This window comes from Arthrobacter oryzae (genome assembly GCF_037911235.1).
Lineage (GTDB): Bacteria > Actinomycetota > Actinomycetes > Actinomycetales > Micrococcaceae > Arthrobacter > Arthrobacter oryzae_E.
Genome location: NZ_JBBLYW010000061.1, coordinates 1 through 15,169, shown reverse-complemented (window position 1 = coordinate 15,169; position 15,169 = coordinate 1). Strand labels below are relative to the sequence as shown.

Annotated in this window: 15 protein-coding genes; 7 read left to right on the top strand and 8 right to left on the bottom strand. The window is 66.6% G+C overall.

Features of this window, described 5'->3' with window-relative positions; genetic code table 11:
* On the bottom strand, window positions 1-891 hold the full coding sequence (locus tag WMN78_RS16145; protein ID WP_340534744.1) for an aldo/keto reductase: 891 nt from the start codon (window positions 889-891) through the stop codon (window positions 1-3).
* A gap of 47 nt (window positions 892-938) precedes the next feature.
* Here WMN78_RS16145 and WMN78_RS16140 point away from each other — a divergent pair, with 47 nt between their 5' ends.
* The 5 genes from WMN78_RS16140 to WMN78_RS16120 all read left to right on the top strand — a co-directional run bounded on the left by WMN78_RS16140 (window position 939) and on the right by WMN78_RS16120 (window position 5,116).
* On the top strand, window positions 939-2,732 hold the full coding sequence (locus tag WMN78_RS16140; protein ID WP_340534743.1) for a glycoside hydrolase family 15 protein: 1,794 nt from the start codon (window positions 939-941) through the stop codon (window positions 2,730-2,732).
* 101 nt (window positions 2,733-2,833) lie between these two features.
* Window positions 2,834-3,709: a fumarylacetoacetate hydrolase family protein gene (locus WMN78_RS16135; RefSeq protein WP_340534742.1), complete on the top strand. Its 876-nt coding sequence runs from the start codon at window positions 2,834-2,836 to the stop codon at window positions 3,707-3,709.
* A 69-nt stretch (window positions 3,710-3,778) separates the two neighbouring features.
* Entirely contained in the window at window positions 3,779-4,009 is a 231-nt protein-coding gene (locus WMN78_RS16130) for a hypothetical protein (protein WP_340534741.1), read from the top strand.
* A gap of 82 nt (window positions 4,010-4,091) precedes the next feature.
* Window positions 4,092-4,403 carry a hypothetical protein gene (locus WMN78_RS16125; protein WP_317783436.1) on the top strand — a complete coding sequence of 104 codons (312 nt, stop codon included), beginning with the start codon at window positions 4,092-4,094 and terminating at the stop codon, window positions 4,401-4,403.
* Window positions 4,404-4,417: 14 nt separating this feature from the next.
* On the top strand, window positions 4,418-5,116 hold the full coding sequence (locus WMN78_RS16120; RefSeq protein WP_340534740.1) for an HAD family hydrolase: 699 nt from the start codon (window positions 4,418-4,420) through the stop codon (window positions 5,114-5,116).
* 14 nt (window positions 5,117-5,130) lie between these two features.
* On the opposite strand, the gene WMN78_RS16115 is transcribed toward WMN78_RS16120, so the two are convergent.
* Entirely contained in the window at window positions 5,131-5,349 is a 219-nt protein-coding gene (locus WMN78_RS16115; protein WP_340534739.1) for a hypothetical protein, read from the bottom strand.
* Between the two features lie 149 nt (window positions 5,350-5,498).
* Between WMN78_RS16115 and WMN78_RS16110 the strand changes: the two genes are divergently transcribed.
* The gene (locus WMN78_RS16110; RefSeq protein ID WP_340534738.1) at window positions 5,499-6,674 is read left to right on the top strand and encodes a zinc-dependent alcohol dehydrogenase; all 1,176 of its coding nucleotides are present in this window, start codon (window positions 5,499-5,501) and stop codon (window positions 6,672-6,674) included.
* Here the strand turns inward: WMN78_RS16110 and WMN78_RS16105 are convergent.
* The 6 genes from WMN78_RS16105 to WMN78_RS16080 all read right to left on the bottom strand — a co-directional run bounded on the left by WMN78_RS16105 (window position 6,671) and on the right by WMN78_RS16080 (window position 14,178).
* Window positions 6,671-7,618, bottom strand: coding sequence for a CHAD domain-containing protein (locus tag WMN78_RS16105; protein ID WP_340534737.1), 948 nt, complete (start codon window positions 7,616-7,618; stop codon window positions 6,671-6,673). The two genes, WMN78_RS16110 and WMN78_RS16105, sit on opposite strands and share 4 nt — an antisense overlap.
* Before the next feature lie 65 nt (window positions 7,619-7,683).
* Window positions 7,684-8,832, bottom strand: coding sequence for a serine hydrolase domain-containing protein (locus WMN78_RS16100; RefSeq protein WP_340534736.1), 1,149 nt, complete (start codon window positions 8,830-8,832; stop codon window positions 7,684-7,686).
* A gap of 171 nt (window positions 8,833-9,003) precedes the next feature.
* Window positions 9,004-9,816, bottom strand: coding sequence for a bifunctional allantoicase/(S)-ureidoglycine aminohydrolase (locus WMN78_RS16095; protein ID WP_340534735.1), 813 nt, complete (start codon window positions 9,814-9,816; stop codon window positions 9,004-9,006).
* Between the two features lie 10 nt (window positions 9,817-9,826).
* Window positions 9,827-11,101: a DUF6986 family protein gene (locus tag WMN78_RS16090; RefSeq protein ID WP_340534734.1), complete on the bottom strand. Its 1,275-nt coding sequence runs from the start codon at window positions 11,099-11,101 to the stop codon at window positions 9,827-9,829.
* 3 nt (window positions 11,102-11,104) lie between these two features.
* Window positions 11,105-12,703: a malate synthase A gene (aceB, locus tag WMN78_RS16085; RefSeq protein WP_340534733.1), complete on the bottom strand. Its 1,599-nt coding sequence runs from the start codon at window positions 12,701-12,703 to the stop codon at window positions 11,105-11,107.
* Window positions 12,704-12,729: 26 nt separating this feature from the next.
* Window positions 12,730-14,178: an NAD-dependent malic enzyme gene (locus WMN78_RS16080; protein WP_340534732.1), complete on the bottom strand. Its 1,449-nt coding sequence runs from the start codon at window positions 14,176-14,178 to the stop codon at window positions 12,730-12,732.
* A 221-nt stretch (window positions 14,179-14,399) separates the two neighbouring features.
* Between WMN78_RS16080 and WMN78_RS16075 the strand changes: the two genes are divergently transcribed.
* Window positions 14,400-15,155: an IclR family transcriptional regulator gene (locus WMN78_RS16075; RefSeq protein ID WP_340534731.1), complete on the top strand. Its 756-nt coding sequence runs from the start codon at window positions 14,400-14,402 to the stop codon at window positions 15,153-15,155.
* The last annotated feature ends 14 nt before the right edge of the window (window positions 15,156-15,169 follow it).

Here is a 15,169-nt window from a genome sequence, read left to right as displayed (position 1 = left end):
TCAGACTTCGCCGGCCCAGTCGGCCGCGTAGGGCGCGAACGCATCTTCCCAGCGCTTGCGCTCGCTGCCAGGCAGCGGGCCGCGTCCGACGGCGGCTGCCGCGGCCTCGAGGTTGCTCACCTTGGAAGTACCCACGATCGCTGTGCTCACCCCCGGGCTGAATGCCGAGAAGCGCAGTGCCGTGCCCTGCCAGTCGTCGGTTTCCGGCTCGAGGCCCATCCGGCGGAGCCGGTCCCAGTAGGTTTCGCCGTACACACCCGCCGGACGTTCGACATGGCGCCAGGGGGCGTTGGCAAGCGGCCGCTTGGCCACCACTCCCAGCCCCTGCCGGCCGGCAGCGGGCAGGACGTCACTCCGCGAGCGCTGGTCCGCGATGTTCACGGAGGACTGCAGGGCGCCGAACACGCCGGCGTTCCCGGCCCACGCGAGGGCTTCGTTCTCGCCGCTGTAGCCCGGCACCCGGACCTTTCCGGCGTCCACGCACTGAAGCAGCGCCTCCACCGCATCGCCCTGCCGCAGGACGGTGAGCGGGCAGGAGTGCAGGAACACGACGTCGATCACGTCGGTTCCCAGCTTGCGCAGGGCCTCATCCACTCCGCCGGTCACCGCGGCGGCGCTCCAGTCATCCGCGCCGTCGACGTCGTATCCCACCTTGGTGGACAGCACGACGGCGTCGCGATGTCCACCAAGGCCGGGCAGCCAGGTGCCGATCCGTTCCTCGGAGAGTCCGTAGCCCCGGGCTGTGTCGATGAAGGTGACGCCCAGATCCAGTGCCCGGTCCAGTAGGCCGTGCGCCTCCCGCTCGCTGACGTCGTCGTAGCCGATATGGCCAGCACCGAATCCGAGGGCGGATACGGTCAGGGCAGAGTCTCCGAAGTTCCGTTGCAGCATGCCTTGGATAGTAGTCGGCCCGGACGGGTTGTGGCACTGTAAGGTCCATGGCACGCATAGAGGACTACGCCGTGGTAGGCGATCTGCAAACGGCGGCACTCATCAGCACCGAGGGCTCCATCGACTGGCTGTGCCTGCCGCGGTTTGACTCCCCGGCCTGCTTCAACGCGCTGCTGGACACCCCCAGGGCGGGGCGGTGGCTGCTGGCACCGGCCGGTGCCGGGGAGTGCACACGGCGCCATTACCGCAAGCAGACCCTCATCCTGGAAACCGAATGGGAAACCTCCACCGGCAAGGTGAGAGTCATTGACTTCATGCCCCCGCGTGACAGCGCAGCGGACATTGTGCGGATCGTGGTGGGCGTCCGCGGTTCCGTCCGGATGCGCGGCGAACTGGCGCTGCGGTTCGATTACGGCCACATCGTGCCGTGGGTGCGTCACGATGACCACGGCATCCACGCCATCGCCGGACCGGACGCGGCCTATCTGGTCACGGAAGCCCCGCTGCGCGGCGAACGCCTGCGGACCGTCAGCGACTTCACCGTGCGCGCGGGCGAGCGGGTCCCGTTCGTGCTGACCTGGACCCCGAGCCACGTACCCCGCCCCCGGTCCATTGATCCGGAGGCGGTCCTGGTTTCAACGGAGGCGTTTTGGCGCGAATGGTCCGCCAGATGCAAAATCACCGGCCCGTATCGGGACGCCATCCAGCGCTCGCTGATCACGCTGAAGGCGTTGACCTATGCCCCCACGGGAGGCATCGTTGCCGCGGTGACCACGTCCCTGCCGGAACAGCTGGGCGGGCCGCGAAACTGGGACTACCGGTACTGCTGGCTGCGGGATGCCACGCTCACGCTGCAGGCACTGCTGGCCGCCGGCTACACCGAGGAAGCCGCCTCCTGGCGCGATTGGCTCCTGCGGGCGGTGGCCGGGGACCCGGCGGACCTGCAGATCATGTACGGCATCCACGGGGAGCGCCGGCTGCCGGAGATGGAGCTGCCGTGGCTGCAGGGCTACGAAAAATCCGCACCCGTCCGGATCGGAAACGGCGCCGCCGGCCAGCTCCAGCTGGACGTATGGGGTGAAGTGCTGGACTGCCTGGCCCTGACCCGGCATTCCCAGCTGGAGCACAGTGACGAAGCCTGGGATGTCCAGGTTGCCCTGATGGAACACCTCGAAGGTATCTGGCAGCGGCCGGACAACGGGCTGTGGGAGATGCGCGGCCCGCAGCGCCACTTCACGCACTCCAAGGTGATGGCCTGGGTCGCTGCGGACCGGATGGTCGAGGGCGTGCGTGACTTCGGCCTGGTGGGACCGGCTGACCGCTGGGAGGCCCTGCGCGACACGATCCACGCCGAGGTGATGGCCAACGGCTTCGACGCAGACCGAAACACTTTCGTCCAGTCCTACGGGCGGCCGGAGCTGGACGCGAGCCTGCTGCTTATTCCCCGTGTGGGCTTCCTGCCGCCGGATGACCCCCGGGTGGTGGGCACCGTTGAGGCCGTGCAGCGCGAACTGACCCACGACGGGTTCGTGCTCCGCTACCGCCCGGCGGAGGCCGACGACGGACTGCCCGGTGACGAAGGCATCTTTGTGGCCTGCTCCTTCTGGCTGGTGGAAGCGCTCATCGGCGCGGGCCGGCGCAGGGAAGCCCAGGAGCTCTTTGAAAGGTTGCTGACGCTGCGCAACGATGTGGGCCTCCTGAGCGAGGAATGGGGCGTGGACGCGGGCCGGCAGCTGGGAAACACGCCGCAGGCATTCAGCCACTTCGCGCTTGTCATGAGTGCCATGGAACTCCACGAGGACAGTGTGCAGCGCAGCGACGCCCCGGTGCACGGGCACTAGCAGCGCCTGGCGGTCACATTTTGTTCAGCGGGGACCGGGCTCCGCCGCGTGGTTCCATGGTCACGGAACCTATTGGAGCAGGCACGAAGGAGTGTGGACCGGTGAAATTTGCGCGTCTCGGAGATCCAGGCAGGGAACAGCCGGCCGTTCAGCCCGGCGGGCCTGAGTCCAACGGCAAGTGGTATTCCCTCGCCGGCATCGCGGCCGACATTGACGGAACCTTCCTTGAAGGCGGCGGCATCGCCCGGGTCCGCGATGCCCTTGCGGCAGGGAACCTGGCCGAGATCCCCGACGCCGGCGCGCTCCGCGTGGGTGCCCCCCTGGCCCGTCCGGGCGCCGTCGTGGGAATCGGCCTGAACTACGCAGGCCATGCTGCCGAGTCGGGTGCAGCCATCCCGGAGGTTCCGGTGGTGTTCCTGAAGCCAAGCACCACGGTGGCCGGCCCGTTCGACGAGGCTCCCATTCCGCCGTCGTCCGGCAAGTACGACTGGGAAGTTGAGCTGGCCGTGGTGATCGGAAGGCGCGCCTCCTACCTGGCGTCGGCGGACGAAGCCGCGGACTGTGTTGCCGGCTATGTGCTGGCCAACGACCTGTCGGAGCGGGATTACCAGCTGCCAGGCGCGGCGGGTCAGTGGGTCAAGGGAAAGTCGCTCCCCGCCTCCACGCCACTGGGTCCGTGGTTCGTCCCGGCCGCCGACCTGGATCCCTCGGCCCTGCGGCTGCGGACCTGGGTGAACGGGGAACTGCGCCAGGACTCGTCCACGGCGGACCTTATATTCGACGTCCCGGCCGTGGTTCATCACCTGAGCCAGTTCATGGTGCTGGAGGCCGGCGATGTCATCCTGACAGGCACTCCCGAGGGAGTGGCCCTCTCGGGACGCTTTCCCTACCTGAGGGATGGCGACGTGCTGGAGTTGGAGGCTGATGGACTGGGCCGCCAGCGCCAGGTTCTTCGCCGGACGGTGGCTGCCTCATAGCAACCCGAAACCCCTCGCAAAGGGTTCCGGCTTGTGGCACTCTGGGCCGTGCCATCAGGTTCCCGGGTCATGATCTACCCCAAGGATGACCATGAAGCGGCGACATTCACGGTGCTCAACTTTGTCGCCGAGGACGTTGAGCGGACCGTGGACGAGCTGAACGGCATGGGTGTCCAGACCAAGATCTACGATGACCCCGGGATGCCCACCGATGCCAAGGGGATCATGAAGGACAACGGCATGGCCATCGCCTGGTTCAAGGACCCGGCCGGCAACGTGCTTTCGGTGGTCAGTGCCTGAAAAGCCCCCAGGACTTCCGTAACCCGCACAGGTAAGTATACTTACTAATACCTCAGATTGGGGTTGAAGCGGAGGTATAGCAGTGGCTGGACACTTCGAGCTGGTTGATGCGCCCGACGGCGGATACCGCGTCAAGCTCATCGACGGAAGCGGAAACCTGATGGCCATCTCAGTAACTTTCCCCACGAAGCGTGCCGCGGCCGCCGGCGTGACCAAGGCCAGGGAAATCGCAGGAACCGGGCTGATCCGGGACCTCAGTGAAAGCCAGGATTCGGAGCCCCTGAAGCAGCCGCCCGTGAGGCAGCACGTCAAGGCGCCGAAGAACATTGGCGTTCTGGGGTCCGGGCGCCCCACAGGGGCCACGGGGCTCAAGCGTGCCCGCACACATTACTAACCCTCCGGCCTGCCATGTCTCCTAACGGGCCGGGCGGCCGGAAGCGCGGCGTCCTCTTCGACGTCGACGGGACGCTGGTTGATTCCTGCTACCTGCATACCCTCGCGTGGTGGCAGGCGTTCCGGGAGGCGGGGCTGGACGTCCCCATGGCGGCCATCCATCGGTCCGTGGGCATGGGCGGCACGGAGCTACTGGACCACCTGTTGCCGGCAGGCCGCGACAAATCGGGCGACGCCGCCATCAAGTCCTCCCACGGCGCGGTTTTTGCCACTTTCTGGCCCGCCCTCCGTCCGCTCGACGGAGCCAGGGACCTGCTGGCCCAGTGCTATGAGAGCGGCTTTGCCGTAGCGCTGGCGTCGTCTGCCCGGAAGCAGGACCTTGACGTGCTGCGTTCAACGTTGCGGGCGGATGCCTTTATCCATGCCGCAACCAGCGCCCACGATGCCAAGGCGGGGAAACCGGCGCCGGACATCTTGCAGGCGGCACTGGATGCTGTCGGGCTGCGTCCGGAAGACGTCGTCTACGTAGGCGATGCTGTCTGGGATGTCTACGCGGCCGGCGGTCTTGGCATCCCCACCATCGGGCTCACATGCGGCGGCACCTCCGCCGCTGAACTGCTGGCGGCCGGCGCCGTCGAAATCTACGGAAGCCCCAGGGAGCTCCTGGCGAACCTGCGGGACAGTGCGATCGGCAGGCTCGCCGGGAGCTCCTAGTGACCGGGGAAACCTCAGGCGTCCGCGATGGCGCCCTTGTTCCAGGAGACCGCGACGCTAACTGATCCGTCGTCGTCCCGCTCAACTTCGGTGATGACGTCGGTGGGCCCGGCTCCCATTTTCATCAGTTTGGCGCGGTACGACGTGACCAGTTCTTCAAGGCTGGATTCCGTCCACTCTCCGGGACGCATGCGTGTTGAGATTTCTACCGGCTCTGGTTGATACAGCGTCATGTCGTTGCCTTTCCTCGGTGCTCGGATGGTTCAACGCTATGGTCCCCGACGCCGGCACGCAAGAGATTTACTCAGTGTGCTTAGTTTTTGTTCGGGTAGGTAGTAAGCTTGCTGACCTTCACCTAAGCAATCTGACTGAAAGGCGCACCATGAAGGCACTAACGTGGCAAGGCAAACGCTCCGTCAGCGTGGAGAACGTCCCCGATCCCACCATCCAGGAGCCTACCGACGCGATCATCCGCATCACTTCGACGGCAATCTGCGGATCGGACCTGCACCTCTACGAGGTCCTCGGCCCCTACATGCACAAAGGGGATGTACTGGGCCATGAGCCCATGGGCATCGTGGAGGAAGTGGGGAGTTCGGTAACCAGCCTCTCCAAGGGTGACCGGGTAGTGATCCCTTTCAACATCTCCTGCGGCCACTGCTTCATGTGCTCCCGGGGACTGCAGTCGCAATGTGAAACCACCCAGGTCAGGGAAAAGGGCTCCGGGGCGTCGCTGTTCGGGTTCTCTGAGCTGTACGGGTCTGTTCCAGGTGGCCAGGCGGAATACCTCCGGGTTCCGCACGCCGACTATGGCCCCGTCAAGGTGGGAACGGAGCTGCCGGACGAACGCTACCTGTTCCTCTCGGACATCCTGCCCACTGCCTGGCAGGGCGTGAAATACGCGGATACCCCGGAAGGCGGCACCTTGGCAGTGTTCGGTCTGGGACCAGTGGGTCAGTTCGCCACACGCATCGGAAAGCACCTTGGCCTGCGTGTGATCGGGGTTGATCCCGTGCCCGAGCGGAGGGCGATGGCCGAACGCCACGGCGTCGAAACGATGGACTACGCCAAAGCCGTTGCCGATGAACTCCGGGAGGCGACCCAGGGGCGCGGCCCCGACTCGGTGATTGACGCCGTCGGCATGGAGGCTCACGGTTCGCCGGTCGCGGCCTTTGCGCACCAGGCGTTGGGACTCCTGCCGGACAAACTGGCGCAAAAAGCCATGGAAACCGCCGGCGTGGACCGGCTCGCGGCACTCCACACGTCCCTCGATGCCGTCCGCCGGGGAGGCACGGTTTCGCTCAGCGGCGTCTACGGCGGCCAGGCGAGTCCGATGCCGCTGCTGTCGATGTTCGACAAGCAGATCCAGCTCCGGATGGGCCAGTGCAACGTCCGGAACTGGACCGACGTGCTCCTGCCGCTGGTGGAGGACGAAGCGGATCCCCTGGGGGTCATGGACCTGGTGACGCACCGGGTTGGGCTGGATGAAGCCCCCGCGATGTACGAGAAATTCCAGAAGAAAGAGGATGGCTGCATCAAGGTGGTGCTGCAGCCTTAGCCGCCGGGCTGGTGGCGGGAAAATTTCTTCCAGGCTTTCCAGAACTCGGCTTCGGCGCTTGCGGCAAGGGCTTCCTCCCTGGCGTGGAGACGGCCGTACGTGAAGCCGCTCGCGTCACTGCTTCCGCCGCTGCTGCTGGCGGGCCGGCCGGTGCCCGCGGTCCGGCCGCCCAGGTCCGCCAGCAGCGTCCTTGCCACCACGCTGTCCTGGTGGAGTCCGAGGATCTGTTGCAGTTCGTGGGCCCGTTTGGCCGTCTTTGCAGCTTTCTTTCCCGCCACCGGCTCGGCTGCCTCCGCTGCATAGCGCAGGCGCTTGGCTGCCTTCCGGACTTCATGCAGCCCTGCATCACGGGCCGGGCTGCCGTGCCTGGGGCCGTCCGTGGCCCCCTCCAGGTCAGCGACGGCGCGCCGCACCCTTGCGGCGTCCTTGGCCACCAGCTTCCGCATGGTTTTGCGGGGCGGGCGGGCGGCCCGTTCGGTCAGCGGTGCCACCGTCACGAGCTCCTGGAGATGAGAGAGGAGTCGGGCATAGCGGTCCGAGTCGAGGGCCTCCAGCGCGGCTTTGCGGCCGTCGGCGGAGGCGGCCTCCAGTTCCCTGTCGATGGCCAGCCCGGCGGGACCAAAGACCAGCGCGTCAGGTTCCTCGGCCAGGAGGTCCCGGAGCCGCTGGTGGATCACCTCGGGGTCCCGGGCCGAGCCCAGGGCTCCGGAGAGCCATTTCAGCTCTTCCCGCACTTCCGGCACGCTTGCTCCGGCGGCGGGGGCGGCGGCGTCGTCGAAGAGTTTCTTCCCCGTGGCAAGCACCGAACGCAGGCGGCGGGCGGACATCCGCATCTGGTGGACCGAGTCCGGCTCATCCTGCCGGACCAGGGGTTCCTGCTGCTTCAGCCCGGCGATCTGCTGTGCCAGGTAATTGGTCAGGAGTTCGCCGGCTGTGGTGGGCATGCTTTACTTTACGTCGCCCGTGCGGCGGCCAGAAGGGCACCGCGCCGCATGGGCCGGCGGCGGTCCTAGCAGCTTGCGTTGAGGGCTTCCTCGACGACGTCGGTGAGGTCGTCCACGATGCCGTTGCCGGTGGCGCTGAAGGGCTGCGGCGGATAGGCGAGGGCAAACGATGCCTGCCGGGCTCCGTCAGCGCTCGACATTGAAATGGTGCCGTACCCGGCGTTCTGGCCGGCATGGCCGTAGTAGAAGTTGTTGGTACAGGTATCGTTCCATCGCCGGATGCCCAGACCGTACTGCGCGTAGGGCGGGTCCTGCATTTCCGTGACCAAGGCCCGGGGGATCAGCCGGCCCTGAAGGAGTGCCGCGAAGAAAATGTTCAGATCGCCGACGGTGGACACCAGCCCGCCGGCAGGGTCTCCTGCATGAAACGCAGGGTAGCTGACGTCCAGGCGTTCACCGAAGCTGGTGACGTAGCCGTGGACCAGCGAGGGCGGGGCCGGACCGGGCTCGGTCATCGAGGTGCCTTGGAGGCCGAGCGGCTCAATGATGTCAGACCGCAGCACCTCGCCGATCGGACGGCCGCGCAGCCGTTCAACGATCATGCCCAGCACGATGTAGTTCGAATTGGAGTATTCAAAACCCTGTGCCAGCCTGCGCTCCCACCGCTGGGTCGCTGCCAAGGCAAGGCGTTCGCGGTGGCTCCGGCCCGTGGACAGCACATCGCGCAGGCTGCCCTGCTGAAGGAGCGGGACGACGTAGTCCGGCATCCCTGACCGGTGCTGCAGCAGCTGCCGGACCGTGACCGGCCCGGGCGGGTGCATGATGCCCTCGAAGTCCGGGAGATGCTTGCTGACGGGGTCCACGAGCCCCAGTTTGCCTTCGGCGGCGAGTTTGAGCACGGATACTGCCACGAAGGATTCGGTCACGCCGGCAATGTGGACCTGATCGTCGGTCTCCACCGGCTCCCGGTCATCCAGGCTCCTGACACCGGAGGCGCGCGCCCATTCTTCACCCCGCACTTTGGCCTGGATCAGGACGGCGGGGGCGCCGTCGTCGAGCATTACGTTGCCGAACTCCTCCAGCGCTTCCGCCAGCCGGGCGATCGACGAAGGCTCCTCCGGCGGTTCCGGGGCCGCAGTGCAGGCGCCCAGTGCGGCGACCAGCACGGCTGCGGTTGCCGCGGCTGCCGTCCGGAACGGCAATCTGCGAACCATGGCCACGGAACTCATGTTCCTCAGGACGTTCAGACGCGTCAATAGCTAGCGAATGCCGCCGTCGGAACCCGGTCAAAGTCCCGTTAACCCCCAACTGACTCGCAATTAACGTTGCGAAACCGCGTTTTGGCGACGTTAACTGCCAGTCAGTTGGGGTGGGGAAGGTCAGGCCTAGGTGAGCCGTATCTGGCGGTTCATGTCCTTGTACAGCAAGTAACGGAACTGGCCCGGGCCGCCGGCGTAGCAGGCCTGCGGGCAGAAGGCGCGCAGCCACATGAAGTCGCCGGCCTCCACCTCAACCCAGTCGTTGTTGAGCAGGTACATGGCCTTGCCCTCGAGGACGTACAGGCCGTGCTCCATGACGTGGGTCTCCGGGAACGGGATGACCCCGCCCGGCTGGAACGTCACGATGTTCACCTGCATGTCGTGGGCCAGGTCGCTGGAATCCGTGAAGCGGGTGGTCTTCCAGGCGCCGTCGGTATCCGGCATCGCGGTGGGTTCCACCTCGGCATCACTGGTGACGAAGGACTTTGCCTCGTAACCCTCAAGCCGCTCGTAGGCCTTGCGGATCCATTGGAAGGAGACAATGTCATCCGAGACGTTCTCCAGTCCCCAGGTGGCACCGGCGGCCAGGTAGGCGTAGCCGCCCTCCTCAAGCTGGTGCAGTTCGCCGTCGAGGGTCAGGTTGACCTTGCCCTTGGTGACGAAGACAACGCCTTCGACGCCGGGCTCAAACTCGGCTCTGGGAGCGCCGCCGCCCGGTCCTATCTCCACGATCAGCTGCGAAAACGTGGTGGCAAACCCGGAAATCGGGCGGGCCAGGATCCAGGCGCGGGTATTGGAGAAACCCGGAAGGGTGCTGGTCACGATGTCGGTCATGACGCCCTTGGGGATGACCGTGTAGGCCTCCGTGACGATGGCCCGTTCCGTGGTGAGGTGGGTCTGCGGCGGCAGGCCGCCCTGGGGGTAGTAATACTTTCCCATCATTGGATCCTTATTTCGAAGTGGAGTGGGCCAGCCGCGGGTGGGCCAGTCCGGTCAGTTGGGGGATTCCGACGCCGGCAAGCGCCTGGACGTCTTCGGCGCCGACGGCTCCGCACTGGACGCCGCGCAGCACGAAAGCGGCCAGCGCGCGCGCCGTGGCGGGCTCGTCCATGACACCGCCCTCGGTGCGTTCCACATAGTTCCGAAGCCGGGCCGCAGCGGCGGGCAGCCCCTGGCGGTAGAACGCGTAGGTGGAGGCGAACCGGCTGGGCAGCTGGGCCGGGTGCAGGTCCCAGCCCTGGTAGTAGCCGCGCTCCAGGGAACGCCGCACCAGCCGGCCGTGCAGGCGCCAGGCGTCTTCCACGTTGTCGCCCACCGGGATGATGTTCGTGGAGCCGTCCGAAAGCCGGATGCCGGTTCCCGCCACTGCCAGCTGCATGACTTCCTTGGCGAAGTCCGCCACCGGGTGCTCCATGGACTGGTACTCCGCCGAGATCTGCAGCGAGGCGGAGTAGTCGTAGGTGCCGTAATGCAGGCCGCTGATCCGCCCGGGCACGGCGTGCGGCAGCTGGGCCACGGGCGACGTTCCCTCCGGGCCGAGGATCAGCTGCGGCGTTTCCACCTGCACCTCGAACCGCAGCCGGCCGGCGGGCAGCGAGTGCGCTTCCTCCAGCCGGGAGACGGCAAAGTCCATTGCCTGCACCTGCGCCACGGTGGTGACTTTGGGCAGCGTGAGGATCAGGCCCTGCGGGAGTTCACCCGCCGAGGCGAGGCCGGAGACAAACAGGTCCAGCGTGCGCAGGCCGCGGGCCCGGGTGGCCGCCTCGAAGCACTTGAAGCGGATGCCGATGAACGGGGGAGCGGTGCCTGCCGCGGCTGCGGCAGCCACGGCGGAAGCCGCGGCAGCAGCGGCGGCGTCCTCGGCGTCGTCGCCCCTGTCCCCGAAGCCGTCCTCGAAGTCCAGGCGCAGGTCCTCGATCGGTTCGCTTTCCAGTTTCGCCTGGACCCGGGCCGCCACGGCCCCGGCCAGCTCGGCGTCCTGGCCCAGCAGGTGGCCCAGCCGGGTCAGGCCGCCGTGGGCATCCGCCGCGGCCAGCGCCTGGGCGCCCCACTCAGCGGAGAACGACGGCGTGAAACGGTCCGCCGGTACATACACGGTATGTACGGGCTGGCGGGTGCCGTCGTCGCCCGGGTAGTTTCGCTCCAGCAGCCGGTCGGTGTCAGCCAACTGGCGGTCGATCTGCGCCAGATCGGCAGCGCTCAGGGAACCTGAGGGTACCGCCATGCCTCAGCCCACCAGTTCGTAGGCCGGGGTGGTGAGGAAGTCGGTGTAGTCCTCGGAAAGGCAGATGTCCGCGATCAGTTCGCTCGCAGGCTGGTAGTACTTCGCGAAGGTTTCCTCGCCCACTTCACCGCGGAGCTTGTCCGTTTCCTCGGCCAGGATGGTGCTGACCAGTTCACGCGTGACTGTGTTGCCGGTGTCGGCCAGGACCACGGCGTTGCGGATCTGCTGCCAGACCTGCGAACGCGAGATCTCGGCGGTGGCGGCGTCCTCCATCAGGTTGTGGATGGCCACCGCACCGTTGCCCGAGATCCACACGGCCGTGTAGGCGACCGCAACATAGAGGTTCAGGCGCAGCCCGGCCTCAGTGACCTTGCCGTCGGCCGAGGCGATGTCCAGCAGCTGGTCCGCCGTGACGCTGACCTCGGGACGCTGCTTGTCCAGCTGATTGGGCCGCTCGCCCAGGACGGAATCGAACACTTCCTGGCACACCGGCACCAGGTCCGGATGCGCAACCCAGGAGCCGTCAAAACCGTCGTTGGCCTCGCGCGTCTTGTCGGCGCGGACCTTCTCGAACGCCTGGGCGGTGACCTCGGGTTCGCGGCGGTTGGGGATGACGGCAGCCATCCCGCCCATGGCAAAGGCGCCGCGGTGGTGGCACGTCTTGACCAGCAGCTCAGTGTAGGCGCGCATGAACGGTGCAGTCATGGCCACCGTGGCGCGGTCCGGCAGCACAAAATCCGCTCCGGCGTCACGGAAATACTTGATGATGCTGAACAGGTAGTCCCAGCGGCCGGCGTTCAGTCCGGCGGCGTGGTCGCGGAGCTCGTACAGGATCTCGTCCATCTCGAACGCTGCCGGGATGGTCTCGATCAGCACGGTGGCCTTGATGGTGCCCTGCGGAATGCCCAGGAAATCCTGTGCGAAGACGAACACCTCGTTCCAGAGCCGCGCCTCGAGGTGGCTCTCCATCTTGGGCAGGTAGTAGTACGGGCCGTGGCCGTTGAGGAGGAGCTGCTTGGCCGTGTGGAAGAAGTGCAGGCCGAAGTCCACCAGCGCACCGACGGTGTGTTCGCCGTCGAGCAGGAGGTGGCGTTCGTCCATGTGCCAGCCGCGGGGGCGTGCCACGACGACGGCGAGCGGGGCATCGGTGCGGAGCCGGTATTCCTTGCCCTCCGGGGAGGTGTAGCTCAGGGTTCCCGCGGCGGCGTCGCGGAGGTTCAGGATGGCGTCTACGACGTTCGCCCAGGTGGGCGTGCTGGCGTCCTCGAGGTCGGCCAGCCACACCTTGGCGCCGGAGTTGAGGGCGTTGATGGCCATCTTGGCCGGCGAGGCGGGGCCGGTCATTTCCACGCGGCGGTCCTGCAGGGCGGCAGGGGCCGGCGCAACCTTCCAGTCGCCCTCGCGGACATCCTTGGTTTCCGGCAGGAAATCAAGCTTTCCGGTCCGGGCTACCTGCTCGCGCTTGGCCACGCGGGCTTTGAGGAGTTCGGCGCGGGTGCCCGCAAACCGCTTGTGGAGCTCCTCCACGAAGGCCAGTGCCTTCGGCGTGAGGATTTCCTCTGCTCGTGCAATCGGCTGCGGGTCTGTGACTGAGAGAGCCATTGTCCGGGTCCTTTCTAGGCTGCGTATCAGGCGTTGGCGGGTTCTAGGTTTGCCTTGGCTGCGGCGGCTGCTTTGGGAGCGCGCGCCGCTCCGGCGGCATGAGCTGCGTTGGCAACAGCAGTGGCCACGTCCGCGGCAACGTGCGGGTCGAAGACGCTGGGGATGATGTAGCTGGCGTTGAGTTCGTCATCGGCCACGCGGTTGGCGATGGCTTCCGCTGCGGCCACCAGCATGTCCGGCGTGATGTCCGAGGCGCCGGCGTCGAGCAGCCCGCGGAAGAACCCTGGGAATGCCAGGACGTTGTTGATCTGGTTGGGGAAGTCACTGCGCCCCGTAGCCACCACTGCCGCATGTTTCGACGCTACCACCGGGTCGATTTCCGGCGTGGGGTTGGCCATGGCGAAAACGATCGCATCCGGGGCCATTGCTGCCACCTGCTCCTCGCCGATCACGTGCGGGGCGCTGACGCCGATGAAGACGTCCGCCCCGACGAGTGCCTCGTGCAGGGTTCCGGAGAAGCCTTCCTCGTTGGTGTTGGCCGCGATCCAGCTGCGGTGTTCGTCGCCGTATTCCTCGCCGGAGTGGATGGCGCCGGAGCGGCCGGCGGCGATGATGTGCTGCGCACCCTGGGCCTTGAGGAGCTGGATGATGGCCGAGCCTGCGGCGCCGACGCCGGACACCACGATGCGGACCTCGGAGAGCTTCTTGCCCACCACGCGCAGGGCGTTGACGAGAGCGGCCAGGGTGACGATCGCCGTGCCGTGCTGGTCATCGTGGAAGACCGGGATGTCCAGCTCCTCGCGGAGGCGGTTTTCGATCTCGAAGCAGCGCGGTGCGGCGATGTCCTCAAGGTTCACTCCGCCGTACACCGGGGCGAGGGCCTTGACGATCTTGATGATTTCCTCGGTGTCCTGGGTGTCAAGGCAGACCGGCCAGGCGTCCACGTTGGCGAACTGCTTAAACAGGGCGGCCTTGCCTTCCATCACCGGAAGGGCGGCGGCCGGGCCGATGTTGCCCAGGCCCAGGACGGCGGAGCCGTCCGTGACGACGGCGATGGTGTTCCGCTTGACCGTCAGGTTGCGGGCCGCTGCCGGGTCCTCCGCGATGGCCAGGCAGACGCGGGCGACGCCGGGGGTGTAGGCGCGGGAGAGATCGTCGCGGTTGCGCAGGGCGACCTTGGGGACCACCTCGAGCTTGCCGCCGAGATGCATCAGGAAGGTGCGGTCGGAGACGTGCTGGACCGTGACGCCGTCGAGCGCGTTCAGGGCGTCCTTGACGCGGGAGGCGTGCTCGTCGTCGGTGGTGTTGCAGGTGACGTCCACAACCAGGGTCTCGTGGTGGGATTCGGTCACGTCGAGGGCGGTGATGGCGGCTCCGGCAGCTCCGACGGCGGCGGCCAACTCGCTCGTCGCGGTGAAGCTGGACGGCGCTTCCACGCGCAGGGTGATCGAATTTCCGGGGCTCGGGTTCGCCATTGAATGTTCCTCCAGGTCGGGCCCGGACGCTGGGTGCATCAGGGCGTAGTGCTCAATCAAATGTTTTCGTATTATGGATATTATTATCTACTTGGTGGAAGCACAAGCCCGGGCTGTACATCGACGGGGAACGATGCGTGCTGTATCTTGGGTCTTCTAAGCAATTTTTTTCACGATGTGGATAAGAGTTGTCGGAATCAATACCGCAGGAGACCACGGTTATGGCTGAAAAAGCCCCGGGAGGCGTGCAGTCCGTTGAGCGCGTCTTCGAACTTTTGGAACTGATCACTGATGCCGGCGGAGACGTCACGCTCAGCGAGCTGTCATCCTCCACCGATTTGCCGCTCCCCACCATCCACCGCCTGCTGCGCACCCTGGTCACGCTGGGCTACATCCGCCAGCTCCCGAACCGGCGGTACGCCCTCGGCCCGAGGCTCATCCGGCTTGGCGAAGGCGCCAACAAGCAGCTCGGGGCACTGGCCCGGCCGCAGCTCAAGTCCCTTGTGGACCGGCTGGGGGAGACGTCCAACATGGCCGTGCTGGATTCGGACATGGTCATCTACGTGGCCCAGGTTCCGTCCTTGCATTCCATGCGCATGTTTACCGAGGTGGGCCGCCGCGCGCACACCCACGCCACCGGCGTCGGCAAGGCGATCCTGGCCCAGCTGGATGACGAGACCGTCCGCGGGATCGTCCAGCGGAGCGGCATGCCCACGCCTACGCCCAAGAGCATCGGCGACATCGACTCCCTCCTTCTGGACCTGAAGCTGATCCGTGAACGCGGCTACTCCATCGATGAGGAAGAGCAGGAGATCGGCGTCCGCTGCTTTGCCATGGCCGTCCCGAACGCCCCGACGCCCACCGCCATCTCGGTGTCCGGGCCGGTGTCCCGTGTGGACCAGTCCTTCGCGGAACGCGCCGTCCCGCTCCTGCGCGAAGCAGCACAGGCGATCTCCGACGAGCTCAACCACAACTGACTCCCGCCGTCGTA

Excerpts from the sequence above, each read along its gene's own strand:
- WMN78_RS16145 (WP_340534744.1), bottom strand. The coding sequence starts at position 891 with ATGCTGCAACGGAACTTCGGAGACTCTGCCCTGACCGTATCCGCCCTC.
- WMN78_RS16140 (WP_340534743.1), top strand. The coding sequence starts at position 939 with ATGGCACGCATAGAGGACTACGCCGTGGTAGGCGATCTGCAAACGGCG.
- WMN78_RS16130 (WP_340534741.1), top strand. The coding sequence starts at position 3,779 with ATGATCTACCCCAAGGATGACCATGAAGCGGCGACATTCACGGTGCTC.
- WMN78_RS16120 (WP_340534740.1), top strand. The coding sequence starts at position 4,418 with ATGTCTCCTAACGGGCCGGGCGGCCGGAAGCGCGGCGTCCTCTTCGAC.
- WMN78_RS16115 (WP_340534739.1), bottom strand. The coding sequence starts at position 5,349 with ATGACGCTGTATCAACCAGAGCCGGTAGAAATCTCAACACGCATGCGT.
- WMN78_RS16110 (WP_340534738.1), top strand. The coding sequence starts at position 5,499 with ATGAAGGCACTAACGTGGCAAGGCAAACGCTCCGTCAGCGTGGAGAAC.
- WMN78_RS16105 (WP_340534737.1), bottom strand. The coding sequence starts at position 7,618 with ATGCCCACCACAGCCGGCGAACTCCTGACCAATTACCTGGCACAGCAG.
- WMN78_RS16100 (WP_340534736.1), bottom strand. The coding sequence starts at position 8,832 with ATGGTTCGCAGATTGCCGTTCCGGACGGCAGCCGCGGCAACCGCAGCC.
- WMN78_RS16095 (WP_340534735.1), bottom strand. The coding sequence starts at position 9,816 with ATGGGAAAGTATTACTACCCCCAGGGCGGCCTGCCGCCGCAGACCCAC.
- WMN78_RS16090 (WP_340534734.1), bottom strand. The coding sequence starts at position 11,101 with ATGGCGGTACCCTCAGGTTCCCTGAGCGCTGCCGATCTGGCGCAGATC.
- aceB (WP_340534733.1), bottom strand. The coding sequence starts at position 12,703 with ATGGCTCTCTCAGTCACAGACCCGCAGCCGATTGCACGAGCAGAGGAA.
- WMN78_RS16080 (WP_340534732.1), bottom strand. The coding sequence starts at position 14,178 with ATGGCGAACCCGAGCCCCGGAAATTCGATCACCCTGCGCGTGGAAGCG.
- WMN78_RS16075 (WP_340534731.1), top strand. The coding sequence starts at position 14,400 with ATGGCTGAAAAAGCCCCGGGAGGCGTGCAGTCCGTTGAGCGCGTCTTC.